The following is a 23,862-nucleotide window of genomic DNA, read 5'->3' as shown; positions in this document are numbered from 1 at the left end:
GGGTGGAGCAGCCTGGTAGCTCGTCGGGCTCATAACCCGAAGGTCGTAGGTTCAAATCCTGCCCCCGCTACCAAATTCGGTGCCAGTGGTACTTGGCGAGATGCCCGACGGGCTCTCTTTTTACCTCTGGCCGGCATGGCCGGGCGAAGGTCCAGGGTTCAAATCCTGCCCCCGCTACCAAATTTTGCGAAAGTATTTCAGGATGCTTTCGCGTAGTAAAAGCCCCTGTTAGGGGCTTTTTCGTATCTGCGGCAAGCCGGTTTCCGGGGTTGCCATCCGAATGGGCCGGGAGTCGGCGCCGCGGTTTCTCATTCGGACCGTGGGGCTAGCTTCGCTGCCCATTTTTTGTTTTTGCGGTGCCTGTGCGCACCTGCCCCTGCGCGGGGTCGGGTAACAAACCGGCAACGTCCGTGGGCCAAAGTGGTGATATGGCAAGTAAACGCGAAATTCTCGAAGAGTTGCTGACTCCGGTGGTTGAATCACTGGATTGCGAGCTGTGGGGTATCGATTATCAGACCCACGGCCGCAACGCCCTGCTGCGTATCTACATTGATGCCGAGCGCGGTATCGGCGTGGACGACTGTGAAAAAGTCAGTCGTCAGGTCAGCGCGGTAATGGATGTCGAAGATCCCATCAGCAGCAAGTACACCCTGGAAGTGTCTTCACCGGGGATGGACCGGCCGCTGTACAAGCTCGACCACTACCGCCGCTTTATCGGCGCCCAGGTCGAGATGCGCCTGCGCATGCCGCTGGATGGCCAGCGCAAATGGCGCGGCCTGATCGCCGGTGTGGAAGGCGATGAAGTGGTATTGCGTATCGATAGCGAGAACGAATACCTGTTGCCGATCGACAGTATCGAGAAGGCAAACATTATTCCCCAGTTCGAGAAGTAATCGTCCGGGGTGGCACCGGCTGGCGCCAACAGGAAGTAACGGATTTATTAATCAGGCGAGTGTTGCAGAAGCGCCCGGCGAAGTTTTCCGGGGCTCTCGGCATCGAGTAAACAGCACGTAGCGTTTTTGAAGAGGCAGCTGCATGAACAAAGAAATCTTGCTGGTAGCCGAAGCGGTTTCCAACGAGAAAGGCGTTGACCGGGAAATTATTTTCCAGGCAATCGAGGCGGCCCTGGCAACGGCCACCAAGAAGCGCTACGACGAAGACTCCACCATCGAGGTGATCATCGATCGCAGGACCGGTGACTACGAGACTTTCCGCAGCTGGGAAGTGGTGGACGACGAAACTCTGGCGGAGCTGGGTACCCAGTTCACCCTGGAAGAGGCACACGAAAAAGATCCGGAATTAAAGGCCGGTGACGTTTATCGTGAACAGGTAGAGAACGTCGAGTTCGGCCGTATCGCCGCGCAGACCGCCAAGCAGGTGATCGTGCAGAAGGTTCGCGAAGCCGAGCGCGCCAAGATCGTCGATGAATACCGCGATCGCGTGGGCGAGCTGGTAAGCGGCACCGTCAAGAAAGTGACCCGCGATTTCATCGCTGTGGACCTGGGTAATAACGCGGAAGCGCGTCTGCCCCGCGACCAGCTGGTTGGCCGCGAGATTTTCCGTCTGGGTGACCGCGTGCGTGCAATCCTGCTGGAAATCCAGCCGGAAGCCCGCGGCCCGCAGCTGATGCTGAGCCGCTCCTGCCCGGAAATGCTGATCGAGCTGTTCCGCATCGAAGTGCCGGAAATTTCCGAGCAGGTCATCGAAATTCGCGGCGCTGCGCGCGATCCGGGCCTGCGCGCCAAGATTGCCGTTACCACCAACGATGGACGTATCGATCCGGTCGGCGCCTGTGTTGGCATGCGCGGTGCACGTGTGCAGGCTGTGTCCAACGAACTGTCCGGTGAGCGTGTTGATATCGTGCTGTGGGACGACAATCCCGCACAGTTTGTCATCAACGCCATGGCGCCGGCGGAAATCGAATCCATCGTGGTCGACGAAGATGCCGGCTCCATGGATGTTGCGGTGGCCGAGGAAAACCTGGCTATGGCCATTGGTCGCAGCGGCCAGAACGTGCGCCTTGCATCCGAGCTGACCGAGTGGCAGATCAACGTGATGAGCGTTGACGAATGGCAGTCCAAGCAGGAAGCCGAGTCCGGAAGCATCATGGAAACTTTCATGGAGCGCCTGGATATCGACGAGGATGTGGCCGGCGTACTGGTGGAAGAAGGTTTCACTACCCTCGAGGAAGTGGCCTATGTGCCCATCGAGGAAATGCTCGAGATCGAAGGGTTTGATGAAGATATCGCGGAAGAGCTGCGCGCACGTGCCAAGGATGCACTGCTGACTCAGGCGCTGGCTTCCGAAGAGCAGCTGGATGCTTCCGAACCCCAGGAAGACCTGCTTAATATGGAAGGTATGGATCGCCAGCTGGCGTTCCAGCTGGCCAGTCGCGGCGTGGCTACCATGGAAGACCTCGCCGAGCAGGCAGTAGATGACCTGCTGGACATCGAAGGCGTCGATGAAGAGCGCGCAGCCGCACTGATCATGAAAGCTCGCGAACCCTGGTTCGCTGACGACAGTGATCAGGGGGCTTGACGCCCGCACGCCGGGGGCAACCCCGGTAACGCGTACGCCGGTGTCGGCGTACGCGCCCCGAATTGCCTGCATGGCAGGCCAAGGGCGGAGCAGTAAAATGCGTTGATACTGCTCCGCTACTAAGCGACTTTTTAGGAGAGAGAATGGCCGAAGTAACAGTTAGCGAACTCGCCAAATCGGTTGGTGCCACCGAAGAGCGTCTGCTCAAGCAGATGCAGGAGGCGGGTTTGCCCCACACTTCAGCAGATGCAAGTGTGTCTGCGGAAGAGAAACAGGTCCTGCTCAATTTCCTGAAAAGCAGCCACGGTAGCACTCAGGGAGAAGAGAACGCCTCACCTCGCAAAATTACCCTCAAGCGCAAAACCACCACGACGCTGAAAACCGGCTCAGGCACCGGCCGTAAAACCGTCAATGTGGAGGTTCGCAAGAAGCGCACCTACGTCAAGCGCGCCGCGGATGCGGAGCAGGCTGAGCCGGATACCACAGCACTGAAACAGGCTGAAGAAGAGCTGGCTGCCGCGGAAAAAGCGGCTGCCGAGCGCGCGCTTGCGGAACAGCAGGCAGCGGAAGCCGAGGCCAAAGAACGCGCTGAAGCGGAAGCCAAAGCGAAGGCCGAAGCCGAGGCCAAAGCCAAGGCCGAAGCGGAAGCCAAGGCGGCCGAAGCCGAAGAGGCTTCCAAGCCGGCGGCAGCGGAAGAGTCGAAGGTAGAAGCCGCAGAGGCGGAAGTGGAGAAGAAGGCCAAGCCGGAACCTGCTCCTGTGCGCACCAGCTATGTAGACGATATCGAAGCCATGCGCATTGCGGCCATGGAGCGTCGCAAGAAAGAAGCCGAACGCGAAGCTGCAGAGCTGGAAGAGAAAAAAGCCAAGGTAGAAGCCGAGCGCGCCCGCCTCGAGCAGGAAAAGAAAGAGCAGGCGGAAAAAGCCAAGCAGCCTGCCGCTGCGGAAGCTGCCAAGCCGGCACTGCGTCGCAAGCACGACGCGCCTACACCGGGAGAGGATCGCGATGAGGATGAGCCGCGCAAGCGCCGCGGTCGCCGCGGCAAGTCCGGCCCGAAGAAATCCAGCAAAACTTCTTTGTACGACGCCGCGCTGGAGGCATTCGAAAGCGACGAAGAGAAGCGCAGTACGCGCTCACTGTCGCGTCCGACATTGAAAGTAAAGAACACGCACGGCTTCAAAAAGCCGACAGGAAAGCAAGTGTACGAAGTACAACTGGGTGAAACCATTACCGTTGGCGAACTCGCCAAGCAGCTGAACATCAAGGCCGGCGAGCTGATCAAACGCCTGATGAAAATGGGCGAAATGGTCACCATCAACCAGAGCCTGGATCGCGAAACCGCGTCCCTGATTGTTGAAGAGCTGGGCCACAAGGTGGTGTTGCGCTCCGAGAACGAACTGGAAGAGAAGCTGGTTGCCCAGTCCCAGGAGATCGAGGGTGAAGAGGTGTCACGGGCACCGGTAGTAACCGTGATGGGCCACGTCGACCACGGCAAGACCTCGCTGCTGGACTATATCCGCAATACCAAGGTGGTATCCGGTGAGGCCGGCGGTATTACCCAGCACATCGGTGCCTATCGGGTGCCGACCAGCCAGGGCGAAATTGCCTTCCTGGATACCCCGGGACACGCCGCGTTTACCGCCATGCGCGCCCGCGGTGCCCAGGCGACCGACGTGGTAATTCTGGTGGTAGCCGCGGACGACGGCGTAATGCCGCAGACCGAAGAGGCCATCGCGCACGCCAAGGCCGCCGGTGTACCGCTGGTTGTCGCCATCAACAAGTGCGACAAGGAAGCTGCCGACCCGGATCGTGTGAAGAATGAACTGGCCGCGAAAGATGTCATCCCGGAAGACTGGGGTGGCGATACCCAGTTCATCGAGGTTTCTGCCCACACCGGACAGGGCATCGACGACCTGCTGGAAGCGGTATCCCTGCAGTCTGAAATGCTGGAGCTGAAGGCGAAAATTGGCGTACCGGCTACGGGTGTTGTGATCGAAGCGCGCCTGGAAAAAGGCCGCGGTGTGGTCGCCACCCTGCTGGTTCAGAACGGCGAACTGAAGCGCGGCGATATCGTGCTCGCAGGCCAGAGCTACGGCCGCGTACGTGCGATGACCAACGAACTGGGCAAATCCGTGAAGGAAGCGGGTCCATCCACGCCGGTGGAGCTGCTGGGTCTGGATTCCACCCCGAATGCCGGTGACGAGTTCCTGGTGGTGGCGGACGAGCGCAAGGCCCGCGAAGTTGCGGAGCAGCGCGCGGACAAAGAGCGCATCGAACGCATGCAGCGCCAGCAGGCGGCCAAGCTGGAAAACATGTTTGCCAACATGGAAGCCGGCGAGAAGAAAGTACTGCCGGTCGTGGTCAAGGCCGACGTACGAGGCTCCCTGGAAGCCATCCTGTCCGCACTGGCGGAAATCGGCAACGAAGAAGTTTCCGTGAATGTGGTTTCCAGCGGTGTTGGTGGTATTGCCGAAAACGACATCAACCTGGCGTTGACCTCCGGTGCCATCGTCATCGGCTTCAACACCCGTGCCGATGTGGCTGCGCGCAAGCTGGCGGAGACCGAGAGTGTCGAGATCCGTTACTACAGCGTGATCTACAACCTGCTGGACGAAGTGAAGCAGGCCCTGTCCGGCATGCTGGAACCGGAAGAGCGCGAAGAGATTGTCGGCATCGCCGAAGTGCGCGATGTATTCCGCTCGCCCAAGCTCGGCGCGATTGCCGGCTGTATGGTCACCGAGGGTACCGTATACCGCAACAAGCCGATCCGCGTACTGCGCGACAACGTGGTGATCTACCAGGGTGAGCTGGAATCCCTGCGTCGTTTCAAAGACGACGTGCAGGAAGTTCGCAACGGTATGGAGTGTGGTATCGGCGTTAAGGACTACAATGACGTCAAGCCGGGCGACCAGATCGAGGTCTACGATATCGTCAAGATCGCTCGCCAGCTGTAATACCGCGCTGTAATCAACAGATTGGTCGTCACCCCGGCGCAGGCCGGGGTCCAGCAAGTCACTTCCCGTGGCATTCCTGGGTTCCGGCGTGCGCCGGAGCGGCGATGTTCAAGCCATTTTTATAGGTAGATGATGGCCAAAGAATTCCACCGTGCCGACCGGGTAGCCGACGCCATGCGTCGCGAGCTGGCCCGGCTGATTCAGCACGAAGTGCGCGACCCGCGGGTTGGCATGGTCAATGTCAACGACGTGGAAGTGAGCCGCGATCTTACCGTCGCCAAGGTCTACGTGACCCTGGTGGGCGAGGACGATCGCAGCAAGATCGACATCTCCATGGAAGCTCTGAACAAGGCTGCCGGATTCCTGCGCAGCCAGCTGGCGAAAGAGATCCAGATCCGCACCATTCCCCGTCTGCAGTTCCGCTACGACGAAACCTCCGTGCGCGGCCAGCACCTCTCGGCGCTGATCGACAAGGCGGTAAAAGCGGATCAGAAGCGATCTGACGACAGCGACGATAGCGCAGACGACTGATGGGGCGCAGACCAAAATGGGGCCGGCAGGTCGATGGTGTGCTGTTGCTCAACAAGCCCACCGGTATCACCGCCAACGACGCCCTGCAGAAAGCCAAACGACTGTTTTTTGCCAACCGCGCCGGCCATACCGGTGCGCTGGATCCGCTCGCCACCGGCGTGCTGCCGATCTGTTTTGGCGAGGCGACCAAGTTTTCCCAGTACCTGCTGGACGCTGACAAGCGCTACCGCAGTACCTTCTGCTTCGGCATGACCACTGAGACCGGCGATGCCGATGGCAACGTGGTCGCCACCAGCGATGCCTCCGGGCTCACGGAACAGCAGGTGCGGGATGCCATGGCGGCGTTCCGCGGCACCATCAGCCAGGTGCCCTCCATGTACTCCGCCCTGAAACACCAGGGGCAGCCGCTGTACAAGCTGGCGCGCCAGGGGATCGAAGTGGAGCGCGAGGCGCGGCAGGTGGAAATCTATTCCTATGAACTGCTCAGCTTTACCCCCGGCGCCGATACACCGGACAAGCTGCCGCGGGCGGAAATCGAGGTCCACTGCTCCAAGGGCACCTATGTGCGCAGCCTGGCGGAAGACCTCGGCAAGGCACTGGGCGTCGGCGCCTTTGTGGAGAAGCTGCACCGCAGCGCCGCCGGGCCCTACCACGAGGAAGACTCGGTCACCCTGGACGAGCTGACCGAGGAGCGGGGGGAAGACCGCGCCGAGGTGCTGGATCACCACCTGCTGGCGGTGGACTCTCCCGCCTCCGGGCTGCCGAAAATGACCCTGAATGATGACTCCGGTTACTATCTGCGTCAGGGGCAGCCGGTAATGGATCTGCAGGTCTATCGCTTGGGCGACGAAGGTGATATGGTGCGCCTCTTCCTGGAAAGTGGTGAATTTCTGGGCGTTGGAGAGATTACTGATGACGGGCGGGTTGCTCCCCGCCGGTTGGTAAAATAACCCTTAGGAGCCTGCTCGCAGGCGACCATGGGCCATTGACTAGCTGGTCTGTAAACATGCACGGGCCAGCCGAATCTTTTTAAGCATGTTACGAACGAGGTAATTCGTTATGGCACTGTCTGCAAACGAAAAAGCAGCCATCCTGAAAGAGCATGGCCAGTCTGAAGGTGATACCGGTTCTCCGGAAGTCCAGGTAGCCCTGCTGACTGCCAACATCAACAAGCTTCAGGGTCACTTTGCTTCTCACAAGCAGGACCACCACTCCCGTCGTGGTCTGATCCGCATGGTAAACCAGCGTCGCAAGCTGCTGGACTACCTGAAGCGCAAGGATCTGAACCGTTACGCACAGCTGATCGCCAAGCTCGGCCTGCGTCGCTAAGACCCTGCAATGCCCGCCTCTGGCGGGCATTGTTCTATATGGAATTTGCGTTCTCGCAGAGGCATGCGGGGGCGGCGGGCGACAGCCCGCACCAGATTTCCGCTGCCGGTTCGCCGGCAGCGGATTTTGGCGTTTGTATGGACCGCGAAGCTGAAATGACGCGAGAAGTACAGCGCATAGATGAACAAAAAAGTGTTCATCGCATGTAGGCAAGGCGTTGCTGGAATGGGCCAGCACGCACAGGAAACAGGAAAGATACTAGTGAATCCAGTAACCAAAACCTTCCAGTACGGAAAAGACCAGGTCACCATCGAGACCGGCCGCGTCGCGCGCCAGGCAACCGGTGCAGCGCTGGTCACCATGGGCGAAACCATGGTTCTGTGTACCGTTGTAGGCGCCAAGGAAGCCAAGCCTGATCAGGGCTTCTTCCCGCTGTCCGTACACTATGTAGAAAAGGCCTACGCGGCCGGCAAAATTCCCGGTGGCTTCTTCAAGCGTGAAGGCCGCCCGTCCGAGAAAGAAACCCTCACTTCCCGTCTGATCGACCGTCCGATCCGCCCGCTGTTCCCGAACGGTTTCATGAACGAAGTACAGGTAATGATCACCGTGCTGTCCGCGGAAAAAGACGTGGATCCGGATATCGCCGGCATGATCGGCACCTCTGCGGCACTGTCCGTTTCCGGTATCCCGTTTGGCGGCCCCATCGGCGCTGCCCGTGTGGGTTACACCGAGAAAGACGGTTACCTGCTGAATCCGCGCTACAGCGAGCTGAAAGAATCCGAGCTGGACATGGTTGTGGCCGGCACCAAAGACGCAGTTCTGATGGTGGAATCCGAAGCGAAAGAGCTGCCGGAAGACATCATGCTGGGCGCGGTTCTGTTTGCGCACCAGGAAATGCAGGCTGTAGTTAAGGTCTGTGAAGAGCTGAAAGCCGAAGCTGGCAAGCCCACCTGGGACTGGCAGCCGGAAGCGGTCAACGAAGAGCTGAAGTCCGCGCTGGAAGCGCAGTTCGGCGAAAAAGTGGCCGAAGCTTACAAAATTACCGACAAGCAGCAGCGCACCACCCGTCTGGGCGAGCTGCGCAACGAAGCTGCTGCAGCGCTGGCCACTGAAGAGCTGGACGAAGGCACTGTTAAAAGCTACTTCGGCAAGCTGGAAAAGAAAACCGTACGCGGCGCCGTGGTTCGCGGTGAGCCCCGTATCGACGGTCGCGACACCAAGACCGTACGCCCGATCAGCGTAGAAGTGGGCGTGCTGCCGAAAGGCCACGGTTCCGCACTGTTCACCCGCGGCGAAACCCAGGCACTGGTTGTTTCCACGCTGGGTGCTACCCGCGATGCACAGATCATCGACGCGCTGGAAGGCGAGCGCAAAGACTACTTCATGCTGCACTACAACTTCCCTCCCTACTCCGTAGGTGAAGCGGGCCGTGTCGGCGCTACCGGCCGTCGCGAAATCGGTCACGGCCGTCTGGCCCGTCGCGGTATTGCTGCGGTACTGCCGAACCCGGAAGAGTTCCCCTACACCCTGCGTGTGGTATCCGAGATCACCGAATCCAACGGTTCCAGCTCCATGGCTTCCGTGTGTGGTTCCAGCCTGGCGCTGATGGACGCGGGTGTACCGCTGAAGGCTCCGGTTGCCGGTATCGCCATGGGTCTGGTGAAGGAAGACGAAGGCTTCGCGGTTCTGACCGACATCCTGGGTGACGAAGACCACCTGGGCGACATGGACTTCAAGGTAGCCGGTACCGCAAGTGGCGTGACCGCGCTGCAGATGGACATCAAGATCGAAGGCATCACCGAAGAGATCATGGAGACCGCCCTTGAGCAGGCCCTGCACGCGCGTCTGCACATCCTGGCGGAAATGAACAAGGTGATCGGTGCTTCCCGTGAAGTGGTGAACGAGAATGCTCCGCGCTATGCGACCCTGAAGATCCACCCGGACAAGATCCGCGACGTGATCGGCAAGGGCGGCGCCACCATCCGCTCCATCACCGAAGAGACCGGCGCTTCCATCGATATCGAAGACGACGGTACCGTGAAGGTATTCGGTGAAGATGGTGAGAGCCTGGAAGCGGCGGTTACCCGCATCGAGGAAATCACTGCGGAAGCGGAAGTCGGTGCGATCTACGAAGGTAAGGTTGTGCGTATCGTGGACTTCGGTGCATTCGTCAACTTCCTGCCGGGTAAAGACGGCCTGGTGCACATTTCCCAGATCGCGGAAGAGCGCGTAAACGCGGTTTCCGATTACCTGAGCGAAGGCCAGATGGTCAAAGTGAAGGTACTGGACGTGGATCAGCGCGGCCGTATCAAGCTGTCCATCAAGGAAGCAAAAGCCGAAGAAGCCGAGCAGGCGGATGAGGCTACTGGCGAGGAGTAAGTCCCCGTCCGGAAAATAGCCTGCTTGCAGGTTGAGAGAAACGGTGGCTATATGCCACCGTTTTTTTTGTTTAAAAATTGGCGATAAACGTTGGGGGCGGAATGGAAGTATTGCTGATCTACCTGGTAGTCGGTATCTGTGCGGGCACCATAGCCGGATTATTCGGCGTCGGCGGTGGCCTGATCATTGTGCCGGCGCTGGTACTGGTGTTTGCCGCCCAGGGAATCGCGCCGGAAATCCTGACCCATATGGCGGTGGGCACCTCGCTGGCGACGATCATCGTCACCTCCATCAGCTCCATTCGCACCCATCACGGCAAGCGCGCGGTGGACTGGAAGATCTTTGCGGCTATGGCCCCGGGTATCCTGGTCGGCTCCTGGCTCGGAGGGATGACCGCGGACTGGCTGAGTGGCGCCTGGCTGCAGTTCCTGATCGGCGTCTTCGCGGTCGCTATTGCAATCAAAATGTGGCTCGACGGGCTGCGTAAGGCCCAGTTGCCCACCGACGGCAGCCGTGTGCCGGGTAAAGTGGGCCTGTCCGCCGCCGGTGCCTTTATCGGCTGGGCTTCGGCAATCTTCGGTATCGGTGGCGGTTCCCTGACCGTACCGTTTCTGTCCCGCTGTCACGTGGTGATGCAGCGCGCCGTGGCCACCTCCGCGGCCTGTGGCCTGCCCATTGCGGTCGCGGGCGCACTGAGCTTTGCCTGGCAGGGTTGGGGTAATGCCCAGTTGCCGGCGTGGAGCAGCGGCTATATCTACTGGCCGGCATTTCTCGGTATCGTGCTGACCAGTGCCTGGTTCGCAAAGCTGGGGGCGCTGCTCGCGCACAGGCTGTCGCCGCAGTTGCTGAAGAACTGCTTTGCGGGGCTGTTGTTTTTTATCGGGGTGCGGTTTATCTGGCTGAACTACTCGCTGGTGCTGGGCTAATAGTTCCTGGCTGAGCGTATCACGCGCAATAAAAAAGGCCGCTGCGGTTTCCCGCAGCGGCCTTTTTTGTATCGGGCCTGTGCCCGATATCGGGGCCGGTTAAACGGTTTTGGCCGGAGCCTCGGCCGGTTCTACCGGTTCGATATGGTCGTCTTCGGCGCCGTTTTCCCAAACTTTGGACTTCAGGCCGACCAGCGCCAGGATGATGCCGATACCAATGCTGAACAGGGCAATCTGCAGGTACAGGTTGGGCAGTTCCTGGATATTATCCGGGTCGAAGTTGCCCGCCAGCAGGCCGGAAATGATATTACCGATGGAGTAGGTGAGTACGAACACACCCATCATCTGGCCGGCGAAGCGGCGCGGAGACAGCTTGCTCACCGCACTCAGGGCTACCGGGCTCAGGCACAGTTCACCCACGGTGTGCAGGAAGTAGGTGGTGATCAGCCAGTATGGCGCTACCTTGAGGCCCTGAGCAGCGTACTGTGCCGCGAAGAACATCACCAGGAAGCCAGATGCCATAATGATCAGACCAATCGCACACTTCATGCTGTAGGACGGGGTGATCATGCGCTTGCCCAGGTTGATCCACAGGGCTGCGAAGAACGGCGACAGCACGATGATGAAGAAGGCGTTGGCGCTCTGGAACCAGGATGCCGGTACCTCAAATGCACCAATGAGACGGTCGGTGTAGTCGCGGCCGAACAGGTTCAGCGAGGAGCCGGCCTGCTCGAAGCCGGACCAGAAACAGGCCGACGCCAGGCACACCAGGAACAGTGCCCACATACGCTTCTTCTCGGCATCGGTCAGTTGGCCGGCGAAGTAGATGAAGCCGTAATAGGCGAAGAAGGTCAGGGTGAAGGCGATGGCAACGTACTGGGCAATGACCACCGGGTTAATGGTGATTTTGCCGGTCAGCGCCAGGGCTGCGATTACTGCGACTACCGCGATCACGGCGCCGATCACCTGCCAGGCACGCTTTGCGCCCTTCTCGGACAGGGGGTTTTCCGGCTTCAGGCTGGCATCGCCCAGGGTGCCGATGGTCGCGCGGTACTGGATCAGACCTACCGCCATACCGACTGCCGCGGCGCCGAAGCCCCAGTGCCAGCCGACGCTTTCACCGAAGTAGCCACAGATGAAGTAGCCGATCAGCGAGCCGAGGTTGATGCCCATATAGTAAATGGCGTAGCCACTGTCGCGACGCACGTCGTCGGAGGCGTACAGGTGGCCGACCAGCGCACTGATATTCGGCTTCAGCAGGCCGGTACCGGAAGCAACCAGCATCAGGCCGACAAAGAAGGTGCTGTCATTGGGAATGGCCAGCACGATATGGCCGCACATGATGATGATGCCGCCGTACCAGACGGTCTTCTGGCCGCCGAGCAGGCGGTCGGCAATCCAGCCGCCGGGGAGGCCGAGGAAGTAGACCGCACCGGTGTAGAGGCCGTAGATGGCTGCCGCAGCAGCGACAGTAAATCCGAGCCCTTCTTCCTGCAGGCTGGCGGTCATGAACAGGACCAGCAGGGCCCGCATGCCGTAGTAACTCATGCGCTCCCACATTTCCGTGAAGAAGAGAGTGGAGAGCCCTTTCGGGTGGCCGAAGAAGCCGGCACTGTTCTGATGCGTATTTGACGACATATCAGCTTTTCCAGTTGTTATAGCTTTAATTGTGAGACAGGCCCGAGTTTAACAGCGGTGTTTCAATCAGGCGAATGGTTACAGGTGAAACAGGAAATGAACCTGCAAAAAGGATTCCTTCGCGACAGGAATAGTGGTAAATCTGGTATTTCCAGAGATGAAATGGGGAGAATAACCATGAAAACCCCGCAAAATTCTGAACGCAGGCCGGGAGCCGGGGCACGCTGGCGTTTATTTGCCGCCTTGCCGGGCCTGCTGCTGGCGACACTCCTGAACGGCTGCGCCGGCCAACCCCCACAAACCGCTGCGGTGATCGATAGCGGATGGCTGCTGTCCGGCCGCGCACTGCTTGGCGAAGAGGTCGATGGGGCGTCCCTGCCGGAAGACGACATTCTCTATCTGTCGCCGGAGATGCGCAGCTATCTCGCCCAGCTGGCACCCGGAGCCAGCGGGGATGTGCGCCTGCAGGCGCTGCTGCGCGGATTCCAGCAGCAGGATTTCAACGTCGAGTACACTCCCGATGCGACCCTGACCGCCGGGGAGACCTACCGCCAGCAGCAGGGCAACTGTATCGCGTTCACGGTGATGATGGTGGCCATGGCGCGGGAGCTGGGCGCCGATGCCTATTTCAACCAGGTGGAAGTGCCGCCGGTGTGGGGCCACGAAGAGTCCCAGACCTTTGTGGTGTACCGCCACATCAATATGGTGTCTGAAAGCCTGCGCGGGCGCCGCGTGGTGGATTTCAACCTGGCCGCCTACGACCCGGTTTACGATCAGCGCAAGCTCACCGACAGCGAAGCCTTTGCGCAGTATTACAGCAACCGCGGGCTGGAACTGATGCAGCAGGGGGAGAAGAGACCGGCATTCCTGTACCTGCGCAAGGCGCTGGAACTGCGTCCCGGCAGTGCGGATTTATGGGCAAACCTGGGTGCGTTATACAGCCGCTATCAGCAATTTGATGCCGCCGAACAGAGTTATCTGCAGGCGTTGCAGCTGGATAGACGTCACGCCATCGCCATGAGCAACCTCGAGCGGCTGTATCGCCACGAGCAGCGTACAGAGCTGGCAGACTATTACGCCGAGCGCGCCCGTTTTCACCGGGAGCGCAATCCCTATTACCTGTATTACCAGGCGCGCAATGCCTATGAACACGGTGACTTCAGGGAAGCGAAAAGACAGCTCAAGCGGGCGCTGTGGAAATACGAAAACGACCACCGCTTTCATTTCCTGATGGGGTTGACCAGCTACCAGCTGGGGGACGTTGAAGACTCCCGGTCACACTTTGTGGAAGCTTTTTCCCTCGCGGATAACCCGGGTACCAGGCAGGCGTACACCCGCAAGCTGGACTACCTGAAAGAACACCGCTAACCGGCCTTTTTTGACCGGGACCGGCAAATAAAAAAGGGGATGCCTTGCGGCATCCCCTTTTGCGTTGACGATCAGATCGCAACTTAGAACTGGTAAGAAGCACCAGCCCAGAGGTAGCGGCCCTGGAAGTCGTAAGTGCTGTTCCAGTCGCTGTAACCGGAAGTGTCTTCCGGCTCTTCGTCGGTGGCGTTGTCCAGACCAGCAGACAGGCGCAGGGACTCATTGACATCCCAACCTGCTTTCAGGTTCAGGTAAGTCATTGCGTCAACCGGCTTGTAGGAACTCTCGCCTTCGCTCAGGTACTGAACTTCAGCGCCAACTTCCCAGTCGTTGCCGTACCACATGGCGCTGGCCAGGCCGCGCCAGTCAACGTACAGGCCGCTGGTGGTGCCAACGTAGTCCACGTAGTCAGTCTCGGTGCCGGACTGTTCGTTGAACTCGTTGTACTCCAGCAGGTGAGTTGCCTGGGCACGCAGAGCCAGCTGGCCAGCGTCGAAGTGGAAGTTCTGGATGATGTCCAGATCGATACCGCGGGTATCTACCTGGCCGATGTTCATCTTCGCACCTTCCAGTGCAACGATCTGGTTGCCGGCACCGCGGGTTACGGAAGCACACGCGGTGGCAATACCTTCGCGGAAGCAGTCATCCAGGATGCGCTGCAGGTCCGGAGAGGTGATCGCGTCTTCGATGGAGATATCGTAGTAGTCCAGGGTGATGGACAGGTCGTCTACGAAGCTCGGAGTCCACACTACACCTGCGGTGAAGGTTTCGGCCTGTTCCGGCTGCAGGTCTTCGTTACCGCCGATGTTGGTCGGTACCTGGTTGCCAGCCTGGGTGAAGCCCGGGTTTACCATGGCACAGTTTGCACCCTGGCCTTCGCCATTTGCAGAGCTGGTGTCGCACGGGTCGATCAGGAACTCGTAGCTCTGTGCAGAACCGCTATACAGCTCGTAGATACCCGGTGCACGGAAGGAGGTGGAGAAGCTGGTACGGAAACGTACGTCTTCAACCGGTGCGTAAACCAGGCCTACCTTACCAGTGGTTTCACCACCGAAGGTGCTGTAGTCGGAGTAGCGAACCGCGGCGTCAACTGACAGCTCTTCTGCGTACTGAACGCCGGCCAGAATCGGCAGATTGAATTCCGCAAACACTTCCGCAACGTCGTATTCACCACCGGTAGCGTCTTGCTGGTTACCGAAGGTTTCACCGCTCTGGGTTTCCGCAGACGGGTTGAATTCACCGGATTCTTCACGGTATTCAATACCGCCGGCAAAGCCCAGCGCACCGCCCTGGAACTGAACGGCTTCAATGTCGCCAGACAGAGCCGCGCCGATGTTGATCAGCTCGTACTCGTTGTTCTCGCGGTCATCGTAGCGGAAGTAGTCCATGATTTCCTGGCTCATGCCACCAGTGAAATCGTAATCCAGACCAGCTTCACCACTGAAAATTTCGTCCAGTCGGGTTTTGTTGTAGGAGTTGGAGGTAACGTTGTCGCCTTCGTTTTTGCCGTAGCTTACGAAGGTATCCCAGCTCCAGCCATTGGCCAGGTCACCGCGCAAGCCAGAGGCCAGGCGGAAGGTTTCGGTTTCCTGCTGGTAGTCGCGGGTGCCGCCGGCAACCGGACGTACACGGAAGTCGGAGAAACCTTCAACCCAGGTGTTGCCGGGGAACGGGTTAACTTCGTCTTCCATGTCGGAACCGTTGGCTACCCACGCGTCGTAGGCTTCCTGCCAGGCGTCCTGCAGCTGGGACTGAACTTCAGCCGGCAGGTGCTGTTCCGGGTCCAGGACAAAGCCGTTACCAGCGTACATCGGCTGTGCAGCCAGCTGCTGGTTGGTGGTTTTGGTGGTGTAGCTGGCTTCACCCCACAGCTCCAGGCTGTCGGTGATGGAGAACTTACCGGACGCGGTCGCGGCGGTACGCTCCATGGAGCCGGACAGCCACATGTGCTGACCGATATCGTAGCCCGCGTAATCTCCCAGGGTTACGCCGTCTTCACCGATGCTGAAGTTGCCGTAGTTGGTGAAGATATTGCCGTTGGGGCCCATGGAGCTGGTCAGGCCGGCCCAATCGCGATCGTTGTAGGTGATTTCGTCGCGCTGGCTGTGGCTGATGTTGGCGATAAAGCTGCCGCGCTCGCCTTCGTTACCGAAGGTGAAAGAGATTTCACCGTTGTCACCGCCGCCTTCAGAGGTTGCACCGGTACGGGCGTTAACACGCACGCCATCAAAAGAATCCTTCATGACCACGTTGATTACGCCGGCAACAGCGTCGGAGCCGTATACCGCAGAGGCGCCATCGGTCAGAACTTCGATACGGTCGATCATATCAACCGGAATGTTGTTCATGTCTACCGCAGAGCTGACGCCGGAAGCGGAAGAAACAAAGCGACGGCCGTTTACCAGTACCAGGGTACGGGCAGAGCCCAGGTTGCGCAGGTCAACGAACGCCAGGCCGTTACCGCCATTGTTGTCGTTGGCGTTGATGCCAGTGGTACCCATGGACGGCAGCTGGTTCAGCAGCTCGTCGATGGTGCCGACGCCGGAACGTTCAATGGCTTCGGAATCCACGATGGTGATTGGGCCGGTAGTGGAGAGCGGGTCGCGCGCAATGCGGGAACCGGTAACAATCACTTCTTCAACGGCCGGGCCGGGAACCGCGTCCTGGGCAGATACGCCAGCAGCGGCGACAGCGCTGAATGCTGCAACAGCAATACTCAACTTGGTCTTGATCATAATGCATCCTTTTTGTACTTAGGGCACTTACAAAACATTTATTCAATTGTTGTAATTCGAGTGCGCCGTGACTTTAAAGGAACAAAATGCGTTATGGAACTAACCTGTCATTTATAAGTCTCCCTTCTTACGTCGGATCTGTTTCAAATGTGACCTTTATGGTTGTTTTTTGATCTATAAGGAGTGTTAATTTACGTTAATGCGGGGTGTATCTGTTAAAATCTTGCGGGAAATAATAAAAAGTTAGGATATCTGTAACTAAAATGAAAAAATAGCTTCGGTTGAATGGATCGGCTAAAAAATAGACACTTTGCTTGTGAATGGATTCTTGGTCCGAAAAAGAGGGGGAATTGGTCCGGAAGTCACTAGCGGAGGTGGAAGTCAGGAGGTCGCGGGGCTCGGTGCTGCCCCGCGAATAAGCCGGTTGCGAAGGCTCTACGCCAGACTCTGTTTGATGCCGTCGAGGAAAAGCTGCACCGCCAGCATCACCAGCACCATGCCCATCAGTCGCTCGACCGCAATCAGGCCGCGGTTACCCAGCAGCTTTGCCAGCGGTGACGATGCCAGAAGAATAACAGCAGATACCGCCCAGGCCCCCAGCAGTGCCAGGGTCCAGTTCCACAGCTGCTCGCCTTCACTGTTGGTCATCAACATGAGAATGGCCATGGTGGAAGGACCCGCTACCAGCGGCACTGCCAGGGGTACAAAGAACGGTTCGCCTTCTAGACGCTCCCCCATGATCCCCCCCTCGATGGGGAACACCATGCGAATGGCAATCAGGAACAGGATGATTGCACCGGCAATCCGGATCGCTTCCTGCGACAGCCCCAGCCAGGTCAAAATGAAACGCCCGCCGTAGAGGAACACCAGCAAAACGATCAATGCAAACACCAGCTCGCGCATGATGACGTACAGCTGCCGCTTTTGCGGGACATTCTTCAGGGCCGATAGAAACACCGGGATATTGCCCAGTGGGTCCATGACGAAAAGCAGGGTTAGGAAGGCGGTTAGGGTGTCCATTGAACGAACCTGTCGAAAAGGTAATCGGGAGCTGATTTGACGGGCGAGTTCTGATCTGCCAGTCATATCCCTACAGAGTATTTTGGGCGCAATTCTAGCACCGCGTTAATTGATCTTTTCCTTTTCCATAAAAAAGAAAAGCCCCGATCCGAAGACCGGGGCTTAAGATAGAGCGTTAGCTAACTAAACTTAGAAAGTGTAGTTGGCGCTCAGACGCACACTGCGAGGAGCCTGGTAGCTGGTCGGCTTCTTGTAGTTGGGATCCGCACCAGCAAAGTCCAGTTCGCCCAGTTCACGTACTTCGATTTCATTGTCGAAGTCGAACAGGTTGAACACGTCCGCACGCAGTACCAGCTCAGAGCCGTTGCTCATGTTGATCGGGTACTGGATGCTTGCGTCGATATTGAAGATATCGCTGGTGCGACCGGCGGAACCGCGTGCAACCAGTTCGCCACCACAGTACATGGACTCAGAGCCATAGGCGCCTGCGAACACGTCGGTCGGGTGGTTACCGATACAGCTAACCGGACGACCATCTTTAGCAGTGAAGTTGGTACCCATCAGCAGACCATTGTCGAACTGGTAGGAACCCCACGCCTTCAGGGTCCAGCGACGGTCGTTCGGCAGGTAGCCGTAGGAGCCGTCGGTCAGGCCCGGCTGGTCGAAGGAGGTCGTGATACCTGCGTCGTCCTGGCCGTTATCACTCTTCACGTAGCCTTCGTGGTTACCTTCCAGCTTGGCAAGTACCAGAGAGCCGCCCATCATCCACTTGCCGTCCCAGGCGCGATCGAAGGTGAACTCCAACGCCTTGTAAGTACGGGAAGCTTGCGGGTAGCGCAGAGCGTCGGCGGACAGGGAAATGGTCTCATCCTGTTCCGGGATGTAGACGCTCATGTCTGCGCCAGGGTTGGTCAGTACGTACTGGTGGAAGCCACCGAATACGTCTTCTACGGCATCACCGCCTACCATGGAGGCATCCCAAGTGCCGGTAGAGTTGTAGTAGTCGATAACGGCCTTATCGATCGCCACGTCTTCGATGGTGCTCTTCAGGTCACGGTAGACACCGCGCAGACCCAGAGTCCAGTCGTCATTGAGTGCGATTTCGTAACCGAGGATGAACTCATCCTGGTACATCGGCTCGATGTTTTCGTCGAGGATGGAACGGGTATCGGCCACTTCGCCGTTAGCGTAGACGGTCTGGTAGCTGTGCTCACCCAGGATCGGAGAGTCGTCGGCGTTGGTGCCTTCCAGCGCGTAGAAGTCGCCAGTGTACAGTTCGGCACCCGCCATACGCATATTGGTGTTGGCAGCGATCGGCAGGTAGTAGCGACCGAAGTTACCGTAGATCTTGGAAGTGGCGTCGCCAGTCGGGTCGAAGGTGATACCCATGCGCGGCGCCCACTGGTCGTCGATCTTGATGAACGAGTCACCGTTGGCGTTCTGGTTGTCGAAGCTCTCGTTACGCAGACCCATGTAAGCAGTCAGCTGGGAGTTGATCTCCCACTCGTCCTGAATGTAGAACGCAGAGGTAACAGTCTCGAAGCTGCCGAAGTTACGGTAAATACGGTCTTCAACGAACTCATCGCCTACATTTACGGTGCCTTCAGAGACAATACGGCTGTCCGCATCGGCTACATAGTAGCGATATACGTGGTTACCGGAGTACATGGTTGCTTCGTTGGCGGTATTGACTTCGTTGTCGATACCGGCGCGGAGGCTGTGGCTGCCTACGTAGTAGTCGAGGTCGATCCGCCAGGCTTTGCGCTCATCGTTGGCACCCAGGGTCTGAGAAGTCAGCCAGTTGCCGATGTCTTCGCGAGAGCCGGAACGGTAATCGATGATAACCGGGTTGGCAGATGCGCTGTTGTCATCCATACGGTCATACTTGTTGATGCCGTATTGTGCAGACAGGGTCAGGTCATCGGTCAGTGCACCGGTGTACTTGATGGTGTGGTTAACACCACCGCGAGTGTAGGAAGAGGTACCGAGCTTGTCACCTCGGCCGGTATCAGAAGAATAAACGTAGCCTTCTTCTTCTTCTACACGGGTATCGTCAAAGCCGGTGTATTCCAGAGTGTGTCCCTCTGCAATGATGTAATCCAGCTTCAGAGCCCAGAAGTCGTCGTTCCAGTTGCTTTCGAAGTAGCGGCCAGAACCTGCGTCTACGTTGGTCTGGTTGTGGCGGCTGTACAGACCGTAGTAGAACAGCTTGTCTTCAATGATTGCGCCACCGGCCCAAACATCGAAGTTCATTTGTTCACGTTCGTCCAGATTGTTGTCTGCCGCGTAAGTATTCGGAGAGTCAGAGCGCAGTGCGTCCGGCTCCCAGTACATGTTTACGCCGCTTTCAAATTCGTTACCACCGCGCTTGGAGGTGGCATTCATTACGCCGCCAATGGCGCGGCCGAATTCGGCGTTATAGCCGCCGTTCTTCACCTGAACAGTGTCGAAGAACTGGAAAGGCACCTGGCTGCAGCTCAGGCCTTTACGGAAGTCGGTGGTGTTGAGGCCGTTGATGAAACAGGCGTTTTCAGCAACGGAGGCACCGCCCAGGGACAGGCCGGGAGCATCGTGGTTGGCAGAGGCGAAAGAAACGTCACCGGCAGTTGCTGACGGAGCCAGCAGTGCAATGGAGGTCAGGTTGCGGGCAACCGGTACCTTGGAAGTCAGCTCATCGGTGTTGATGACGAAGTCTTGAACAGCGGAGCTGGTGTCCAGGGTTACCTGTTCGCCAACTACTTCCAGTTCTTCGATTGTGCCGGAGCCAGTGGCAACCAGGTTGAAAGTGGTTTTGCCGCCGAGACCGACGCTCACACCCTTTTGTTCGATGATGATTTCATCGCCTTTCTTGGCAACGATGTCATAAACGCCAGTCGGGATTGCCGGGAAACGGTATTCGCCATCACCCTCGACAGTGAATGAACGGGAAGTTCCCTGTTTCTGGTCGGTGATAGTAATGGTAACGCCAGTAGTTACTGTGTCGGTAACCAGAGTACCGCGCAGATAGCCTTTGGTGTCATCCGCAGCGAAGACCGGAGCGCACAGAGTGGCGCTTACGGCTACAGCAATTAGGCTTCTTTTAAAGCTGCTTTTCATTGGAAATCCTCTCAAGCTCGTTGGATTTATAGTGATTTGCCAAAAATGGCGATTGTTGGAAATGGCTACCCCCAAGCGGCCATTTCCTTCCCAACGGGGGTTTAACGGACAAGGAGAAAGGTTCCTCAATGAAATTAATTTTTTTTTGCAGTGCGATAAAGACAGGTAAGTCAGCTTTCCGGAATAGTGGAAGAGTTTTGGCTGCTTTAGAGGCAGCAAAGAGAGAAAAGGAACGAATAAATAAAGGAAATGCAGGAAAGGGAGGAGGGGGGGAAGGGACCCCGCCGGTTGGCGGGGTCCGGGTGGAGGTTCAAATGACCGCTTAGAACTCCAGCGTCACACTTCCGTAGAAGAAGCGGCCGACGGTGTCGTAGCTTCTCATCAGGGTGTTCATGTCATCGTTGTTGGTGACATAAGGAGGCTGCTGGTTCCATGCGTTGCGGATACCACCGGAGAGGGTGATGTTCTCCCAGCGGTTGTAGGTGAAGTTGAAGTCCTGGTACCAGGTCGCATCGATATGGGTGGCCAGATCGGAGGGTGACGGATCGAAGTCGTCCACTTCACCGAGCATGCGCACGGTAGTGGAGGCGGTCCAGCACTCGTAGTCATACGCGAAGTTGGCGTAGAACTTCCACTCCGGGAAGGCAACGATTGCGGTGGTCACCGGGTCGGAACCGAAGTAGCCTGCTAGGTCGATAGACGGGTCTTCCGAGCTGCCCTGGTACTTCCATTCATGCAAGTATGTGGCTGTGGCGTCCACGCGTACCACCCCGGGGCCGGCATCCATGCTGTAGTTGAAACCGAGGTCGACACCGGAAGTCTCGAAGGTGGCCACGTTCTGACTATTTAACTGCTGACCGGCGATGGTGTTGTCATTCGCACGGAAGGGACTGTCGGGAGATCCGCTGATGCCCACGGCTGACGGACCAGCGATGAGGTCACACAGTGGCGAGCTGAAGTCTGGGCTCTCGTAACAGCCCTGTACAATCGTATTGGTGGTCAGAGTACCGATCGCGTCGTCGATGCTGATATCGAAGTAATCCAGGGTGAAGCCCATGTCGTCGGTCCAGGACGGGGTCCACACAATACCCAGAGTCCAGCTTTCAGACTTTTCTGCTTCCAGATCCGGGTTGCCGCCAAACAGGCCGGTAGCCTGGGTGGTAATAGTGGTTCCGGGAGCAATACCATCGGCCTGACAGTTGGCGATGATATTGGGGTTATCGCCGGCGGAGTACTCATGACAGGGGTCTGCATAGGTTTCCGCAGATACGGTCGGTGGCAGGTAAAGGTCATCCAGGCCCGGTGCGCGGAAGCCTTCGGAGTAGGTACCGCGGAAGCGGAGCTCTGTGATGGGTGCATACTCTATGACTGCACCAAAGGTGGTGTCGTCACCAATGGTGTCGTAGTCGGAGTAACGGAAGGAGGCCTCGACTGCGAGGATGTCTGCCCAGTTTTGGCCTTCCAGGATCGGTACGCGTACCTCACCGTAGAACTCGTCCACGTCATAGCTACCAGCCCAGGCAATACCGCTGACAAAGTAGATCTGGCCGATTTCTGCAGCCCCGTCAGGGATGATCTCGGTGGTTTCAGAGCGGTTTTCATAGCCTATTGCCCATGCCGGCGCTTCACCGGTCAGGGCCCATTCGCCGAAATCACCCACCAGGTTGGCCTGGAAGCTGCGCAGACGCGACCGTTCCAGTGGGGAATTGGTGACCAGGGCATAGTTCTGCATGGCATCGGTCAGAGTGCCCTCGGTGAAGGGGTCCCAGGCTGCAACGCCTCCGGAGTCCGCCAGTGCCGCAGCACATTCTGCATCGGCGGCACAGGCAACGGGGTCCAGAAGATTCTGGAAGCGAACTGTATTGCCGCGGCCGCGGTCGATTTGCGAATCCACCCAGCGGGAATAGTTGTATGACAGGTCCCAGGTCCACTCGTTGCACCATTCACCTTCAAGACCCACTACGCCACGCCAGGTATTCAGGTCCTGGGTAAATGAGCGGCCGCCGGTCTCTTCCAGGCGGCGACCGATATTGACTGGTTCGCCGATGGGGTTGTAGGGGTTGCTAACCGGTACTTCCGGGCCCCAGAAAGTACCTTCCGCCGCCATCAACTGGTCGGAACGGCGATTGACGAACGACAACTCGGAGAAGCCGTTAATGGTTGTCACATTCTTCCAGTCGTACAGCATGTAATTGCCGTAACCGTACATGGAAGCCACTTCCTGAGGTGTAATCAGGTAGCTCGCTTCGGCAAAGTTATAGGCATCTGTAGCCGAGTTAAAGTCGCGCACGACACCGGTAACCGGGTCAACAATCAGCTGGTCACTGTTTGCTGTGGGAGAAAAGCGCGCGGGTGTGGTAGTCGCGCTACCGGAGCAAACAACTTGGCCACCAATTTCGGTTAGTGGGCATTCGGAAAATCTCCGTTCGTCCTGCCAGATATCGTCGCGTTTGGTGTACTGCGCGTTGAGCATCACATGTCCGCGATCACTGGCTGCGCCCAGTGTCATCGCCGCCAGATATTCATCGCCGTCGCCATGGGTAGAAGCGCCATAGTCCGCAGTGAGCTCTGCACCTTCAAAATTTTTCTTGGTGATGATGTTGATAACACCGGCGATGGCATCGGAACCGTAAATGGTTGAAGCGCCGTCACGCAGGATTTCCACTCGCTCGATAATGGATGTGGGAATGGTGTTGAGGTCGACCACGCCGGTGGCGCCGCCGGAGGAACTGAGGCGACGGCCATTCATCAGAATCAGTGTGCGACTGGAACCGAGACCGCGCAGTGATACGGTAGCGAGACCGCCACTGCCGTTGTTAACGGAAGAGCCCAGTTGACCACCGGTCATGGACGGTACGTCCTGCAGGAAATCTTCCAGTGTGGTCTGGCCTGACTGTTCCAGTGCCGCTGCGTCGAATACGCTGATGGGCGTGGCGCTGTTGGCGTCGGTTGCACGCTGGATGCGAGAACCAGTGACGACAATTTCCTCTACCTGCGCCTGAGTATCTTGGGCAAAAGATATGGAGGAAAAGCTTGATGAAACCGCGGCTGCCGCGATTGCGCCCTTGATTGCCCGAGAAAGACGGGTTTTGTCCATGGTATACCTCTCCTGGTACCGCTAATGTTCGCCGAATTGGCCGCGCCCTCCCTGATAACTGCGTACTTCTATCAACAGAGGCTTGCTACAACACTAGAACAATTTTTCTTCGTTCAAGGGGATTGGTGAATGAAATTGCGCCTTTGGTTCCGGGCCACAAATTGCGGCGTCATTCTTGGGGAAAAAAGCGAATTGAGTGTGCGTTGGTTGGCCCGATTGCGGCCACCTCTCGCGACAGTTCAGCTAACAGA

Annotated in this window: 14 protein-coding genes; 9 read left to right on the top strand and 5 right to left on the bottom strand. The window is 58.0% G+C overall.

Features of this window, described 5'->3' with window-relative positions:
- Positions 1–428: 428 nt before the first annotated feature.
- The 8 genes from rimP to QZ511_RS06315 all read left to right on the top strand — a co-directional run bounded on the left by rimP (position 429) and on the right by QZ511_RS06315 (position 10,657).
- The gene (rimP, locus tag QZ511_RS06350; protein WP_295800624.1) at positions 429–893 is read left to right on the top strand and encodes a ribosome maturation factor RimP; all 465 of its coding nucleotides are present in this window, start codon (positions 429–431) and stop codon (positions 891–893) included.
- Positions 894–1,035: 142 nt separating this feature from the next.
- Complete coding sequence (gene nusA, locus QZ511_RS06345) at positions 1,036–2,538, top strand: transcription termination factor NusA (RefSeq protein WP_295800619.1); 1,503 nt, start codon at positions 1,036–1,038, stop codon at positions 2,536–2,538.
- Between the two features lie 143 nt (positions 2,539–2,681).
- Positions 2,682–5,492: a translation initiation factor IF-2 gene (infB, locus tag QZ511_RS06340; protein ID WP_295800616.1), complete on the top strand. Its 2,811-nt coding sequence runs from the start codon at positions 2,682–2,684 to the stop codon at positions 5,490–5,492.
- A gap of 132 nt (positions 5,493–5,624) precedes the next feature.
- Positions 5,625–6,023 carry a 30S ribosome-binding factor RbfA gene (gene rbfA, locus QZ511_RS06335; RefSeq protein ID WP_295800611.1) on the top strand — a complete coding sequence of 133 codons (399 nt, stop codon included), beginning with the start codon at positions 5,625–5,627 and terminating at the stop codon, positions 6,021–6,023.
- Positions 6,023–6,973, top strand: coding sequence for a tRNA pseudouridine(55) synthase TruB (gene truB, locus QZ511_RS06330; RefSeq protein ID WP_295800608.1), 951 nt, complete (start codon positions 6,023–6,025; stop codon positions 6,971–6,973). The genes rbfA and truB overlap by 1 nt, the downstream gene beginning before the upstream one ends.
- A 109-nt stretch (positions 6,974–7,082) precedes the next feature.
- A complete protein-coding gene (gene rpsO, locus QZ511_RS06325; protein ID WP_066966910.1) occupies positions 7,083–7,352 on the top strand; it encodes a 30S ribosomal protein S15 in 270 nt (89 codons plus the stop codon).
- Between the two features lie 261 nt (positions 7,353–7,613).
- Positions 7,614–9,731 (top strand): polyribonucleotide nucleotidyltransferase, encoded by a 2,118-nt coding sequence (gene pnp, locus QZ511_RS06320; protein WP_295800595.1) that lies wholly within the window; start codon positions 7,614–7,616, stop codon positions 9,729–9,731.
- 101 nt (positions 9,732–9,832) lie between these two features.
- Positions 9,833–10,657 (top strand): sulfite exporter TauE/SafE family protein, encoded by an 825-nt coding sequence (locus tag QZ511_RS06315; RefSeq protein ID WP_295800594.1) that lies wholly within the window; start codon positions 9,833–9,835, stop codon positions 10,655–10,657.
- 99 nt (positions 10,658–10,756) lie between these two features.
- Here the strand turns inward: QZ511_RS06315 and QZ511_RS06310 are convergent, their stop codons facing one another.
- Positions 10,757–12,295 carry a peptide MFS transporter gene (locus QZ511_RS06310; RefSeq protein WP_295800591.1) on the bottom strand — a complete coding sequence of 513 codons (1,539 nt, stop codon included), beginning with the start codon at positions 12,293–12,295 and terminating at the stop codon, positions 10,757–10,759.
- Between the two features lie 177 nt (positions 12,296–12,472).
- Between QZ511_RS06310 and QZ511_RS06305 the strand changes: the two genes are divergently transcribed.
- A complete protein-coding gene (locus tag QZ511_RS06305) occupies positions 12,473–13,663 on the top strand; it encodes a CDC27 family protein (RefSeq protein ID WP_295800585.1) in 1,191 nt (396 codons plus the stop codon).
- Positions 13,664–13,746: 83 nt separating this feature from the next.
- Here QZ511_RS06305 and QZ511_RS06300 read toward each other — a convergent pair whose 3' ends face one another.
- The 4 genes from QZ511_RS06300 to QZ511_RS06285 form a co-directional block, all read right to left on the bottom strand.
- Complete coding sequence (locus QZ511_RS06300; protein ID WP_295800584.1) at positions 13,747–16,398, bottom strand: TonB-dependent siderophore receptor; 2,652 nt, start codon at positions 16,396–16,398, stop codon at positions 13,747–13,749.
- Positions 16,399–16,833: 435 nt separating this feature from the next.
- Positions 16,834–17,418, bottom strand: a complete 585-nt coding sequence (locus QZ511_RS06295) for a MarC family protein (RefSeq protein ID WP_295800582.1) — start codon at positions 17,416–17,418, stop codon at positions 16,834–16,836.
- 189 nt (positions 17,419–17,607) lie between these two features.
- Positions 17,608–20,514, bottom strand: coding sequence for a TonB-dependent receptor (locus QZ511_RS06290; protein ID WP_295800580.1), 2,907 nt, complete (start codon positions 20,512–20,514; stop codon positions 17,608–17,610).
- 322 nt (positions 20,515–20,836) lie between these two features.
- Positions 20,837–23,611, bottom strand: coding sequence for a TonB-dependent siderophore receptor (locus QZ511_RS06285; RefSeq protein WP_295800577.1), 2,775 nt, complete (start codon positions 23,609–23,611; stop codon positions 20,837–20,839).
- Positions 23,612–23,862: the final 251 nt, after the last annotated feature.

Origin of the sequence: uncultured Microbulbifer sp. (assembly GCF_913055755.1) — a bacterium.
In the GTDB taxonomy this organism is placed as follows: Bacteria; Pseudomonadota; Gammaproteobacteria; order Pseudomonadales; family Cellvibrionaceae; genus Microbulbifer.
This window is presented reverse-complemented; position numbering and strand designations above follow the sequence as displayed.

Coding starts and splice junctions, on each gene's coding strand:
- QZ511_RS06310 (WP_295800591.1), bottom strand. CDS start 12,295: ATGTCGTCAAATACGCATCAGAACAGTGCCGGCTTCTTCGGCCACCCG.
- infB (WP_295800616.1), top strand. CDS start 2,682: ATGGCCGAAGTAACAGTTAGCGAACTCGCCAAATCGGTTGGTGCCACC.
- rpsO (WP_066966910.1), top strand. CDS start 7,083: ATGGCACTGTCTGCAAACGAAAAAGCAGCCATCCTGAAAGAGCATGGC.
- rbfA (WP_295800611.1), top strand. CDS start 5,625: ATGGCCAAAGAATTCCACCGTGCCGACCGGGTAGCCGACGCCATGCGT.
- QZ511_RS06290 (WP_295800580.1), bottom strand. CDS start 20,514: ATGAAAAGCAGCTTTAAAAGAAGCCTAATTGCTGTAGCCGTAAGCGCC.
- QZ511_RS06305 (WP_295800585.1), top strand. CDS start 12,473: ATGAAAACCCCGCAAAATTCTGAACGCAGGCCGGGAGCCGGGGCACGC.
- QZ511_RS06285 (WP_295800577.1), bottom strand. CDS start 23,611: ATGGACAAAACCCGTCTTTCTCGGGCAATCAAGGGCGCAATCGCGGCA.
- QZ511_RS06300 (WP_295800584.1), bottom strand. CDS start 16,398: ATGATCAAGACCAAGTTGAGTATTGCTGTTGCAGCATTCAGCGCTGTC.
- rimP (WP_295800624.1), top strand. CDS start 429: ATGGCAAGTAAACGCGAAATTCTCGAAGAGTTGCTGACTCCGGTGGTT.
- nusA (WP_295800619.1), top strand. CDS start 1,036: ATGAACAAAGAAATCTTGCTGGTAGCCGAAGCGGTTTCCAACGAGAAA.
- QZ511_RS06315 (WP_295800594.1), top strand. CDS start 9,833: ATGGAAGTATTGCTGATCTACCTGGTAGTCGGTATCTGTGCGGGCACC.
- truB (WP_295800608.1), top strand. CDS start 6,023: ATGGGGCGCAGACCAAAATGGGGCCGGCAGGTCGATGGTGTGCTGTTG.
- QZ511_RS06295 (WP_295800582.1), bottom strand. CDS start 17,418: ATGGACACCCTAACCGCCTTCCTAACCCTGCTTTTCGTCATGGACCCA.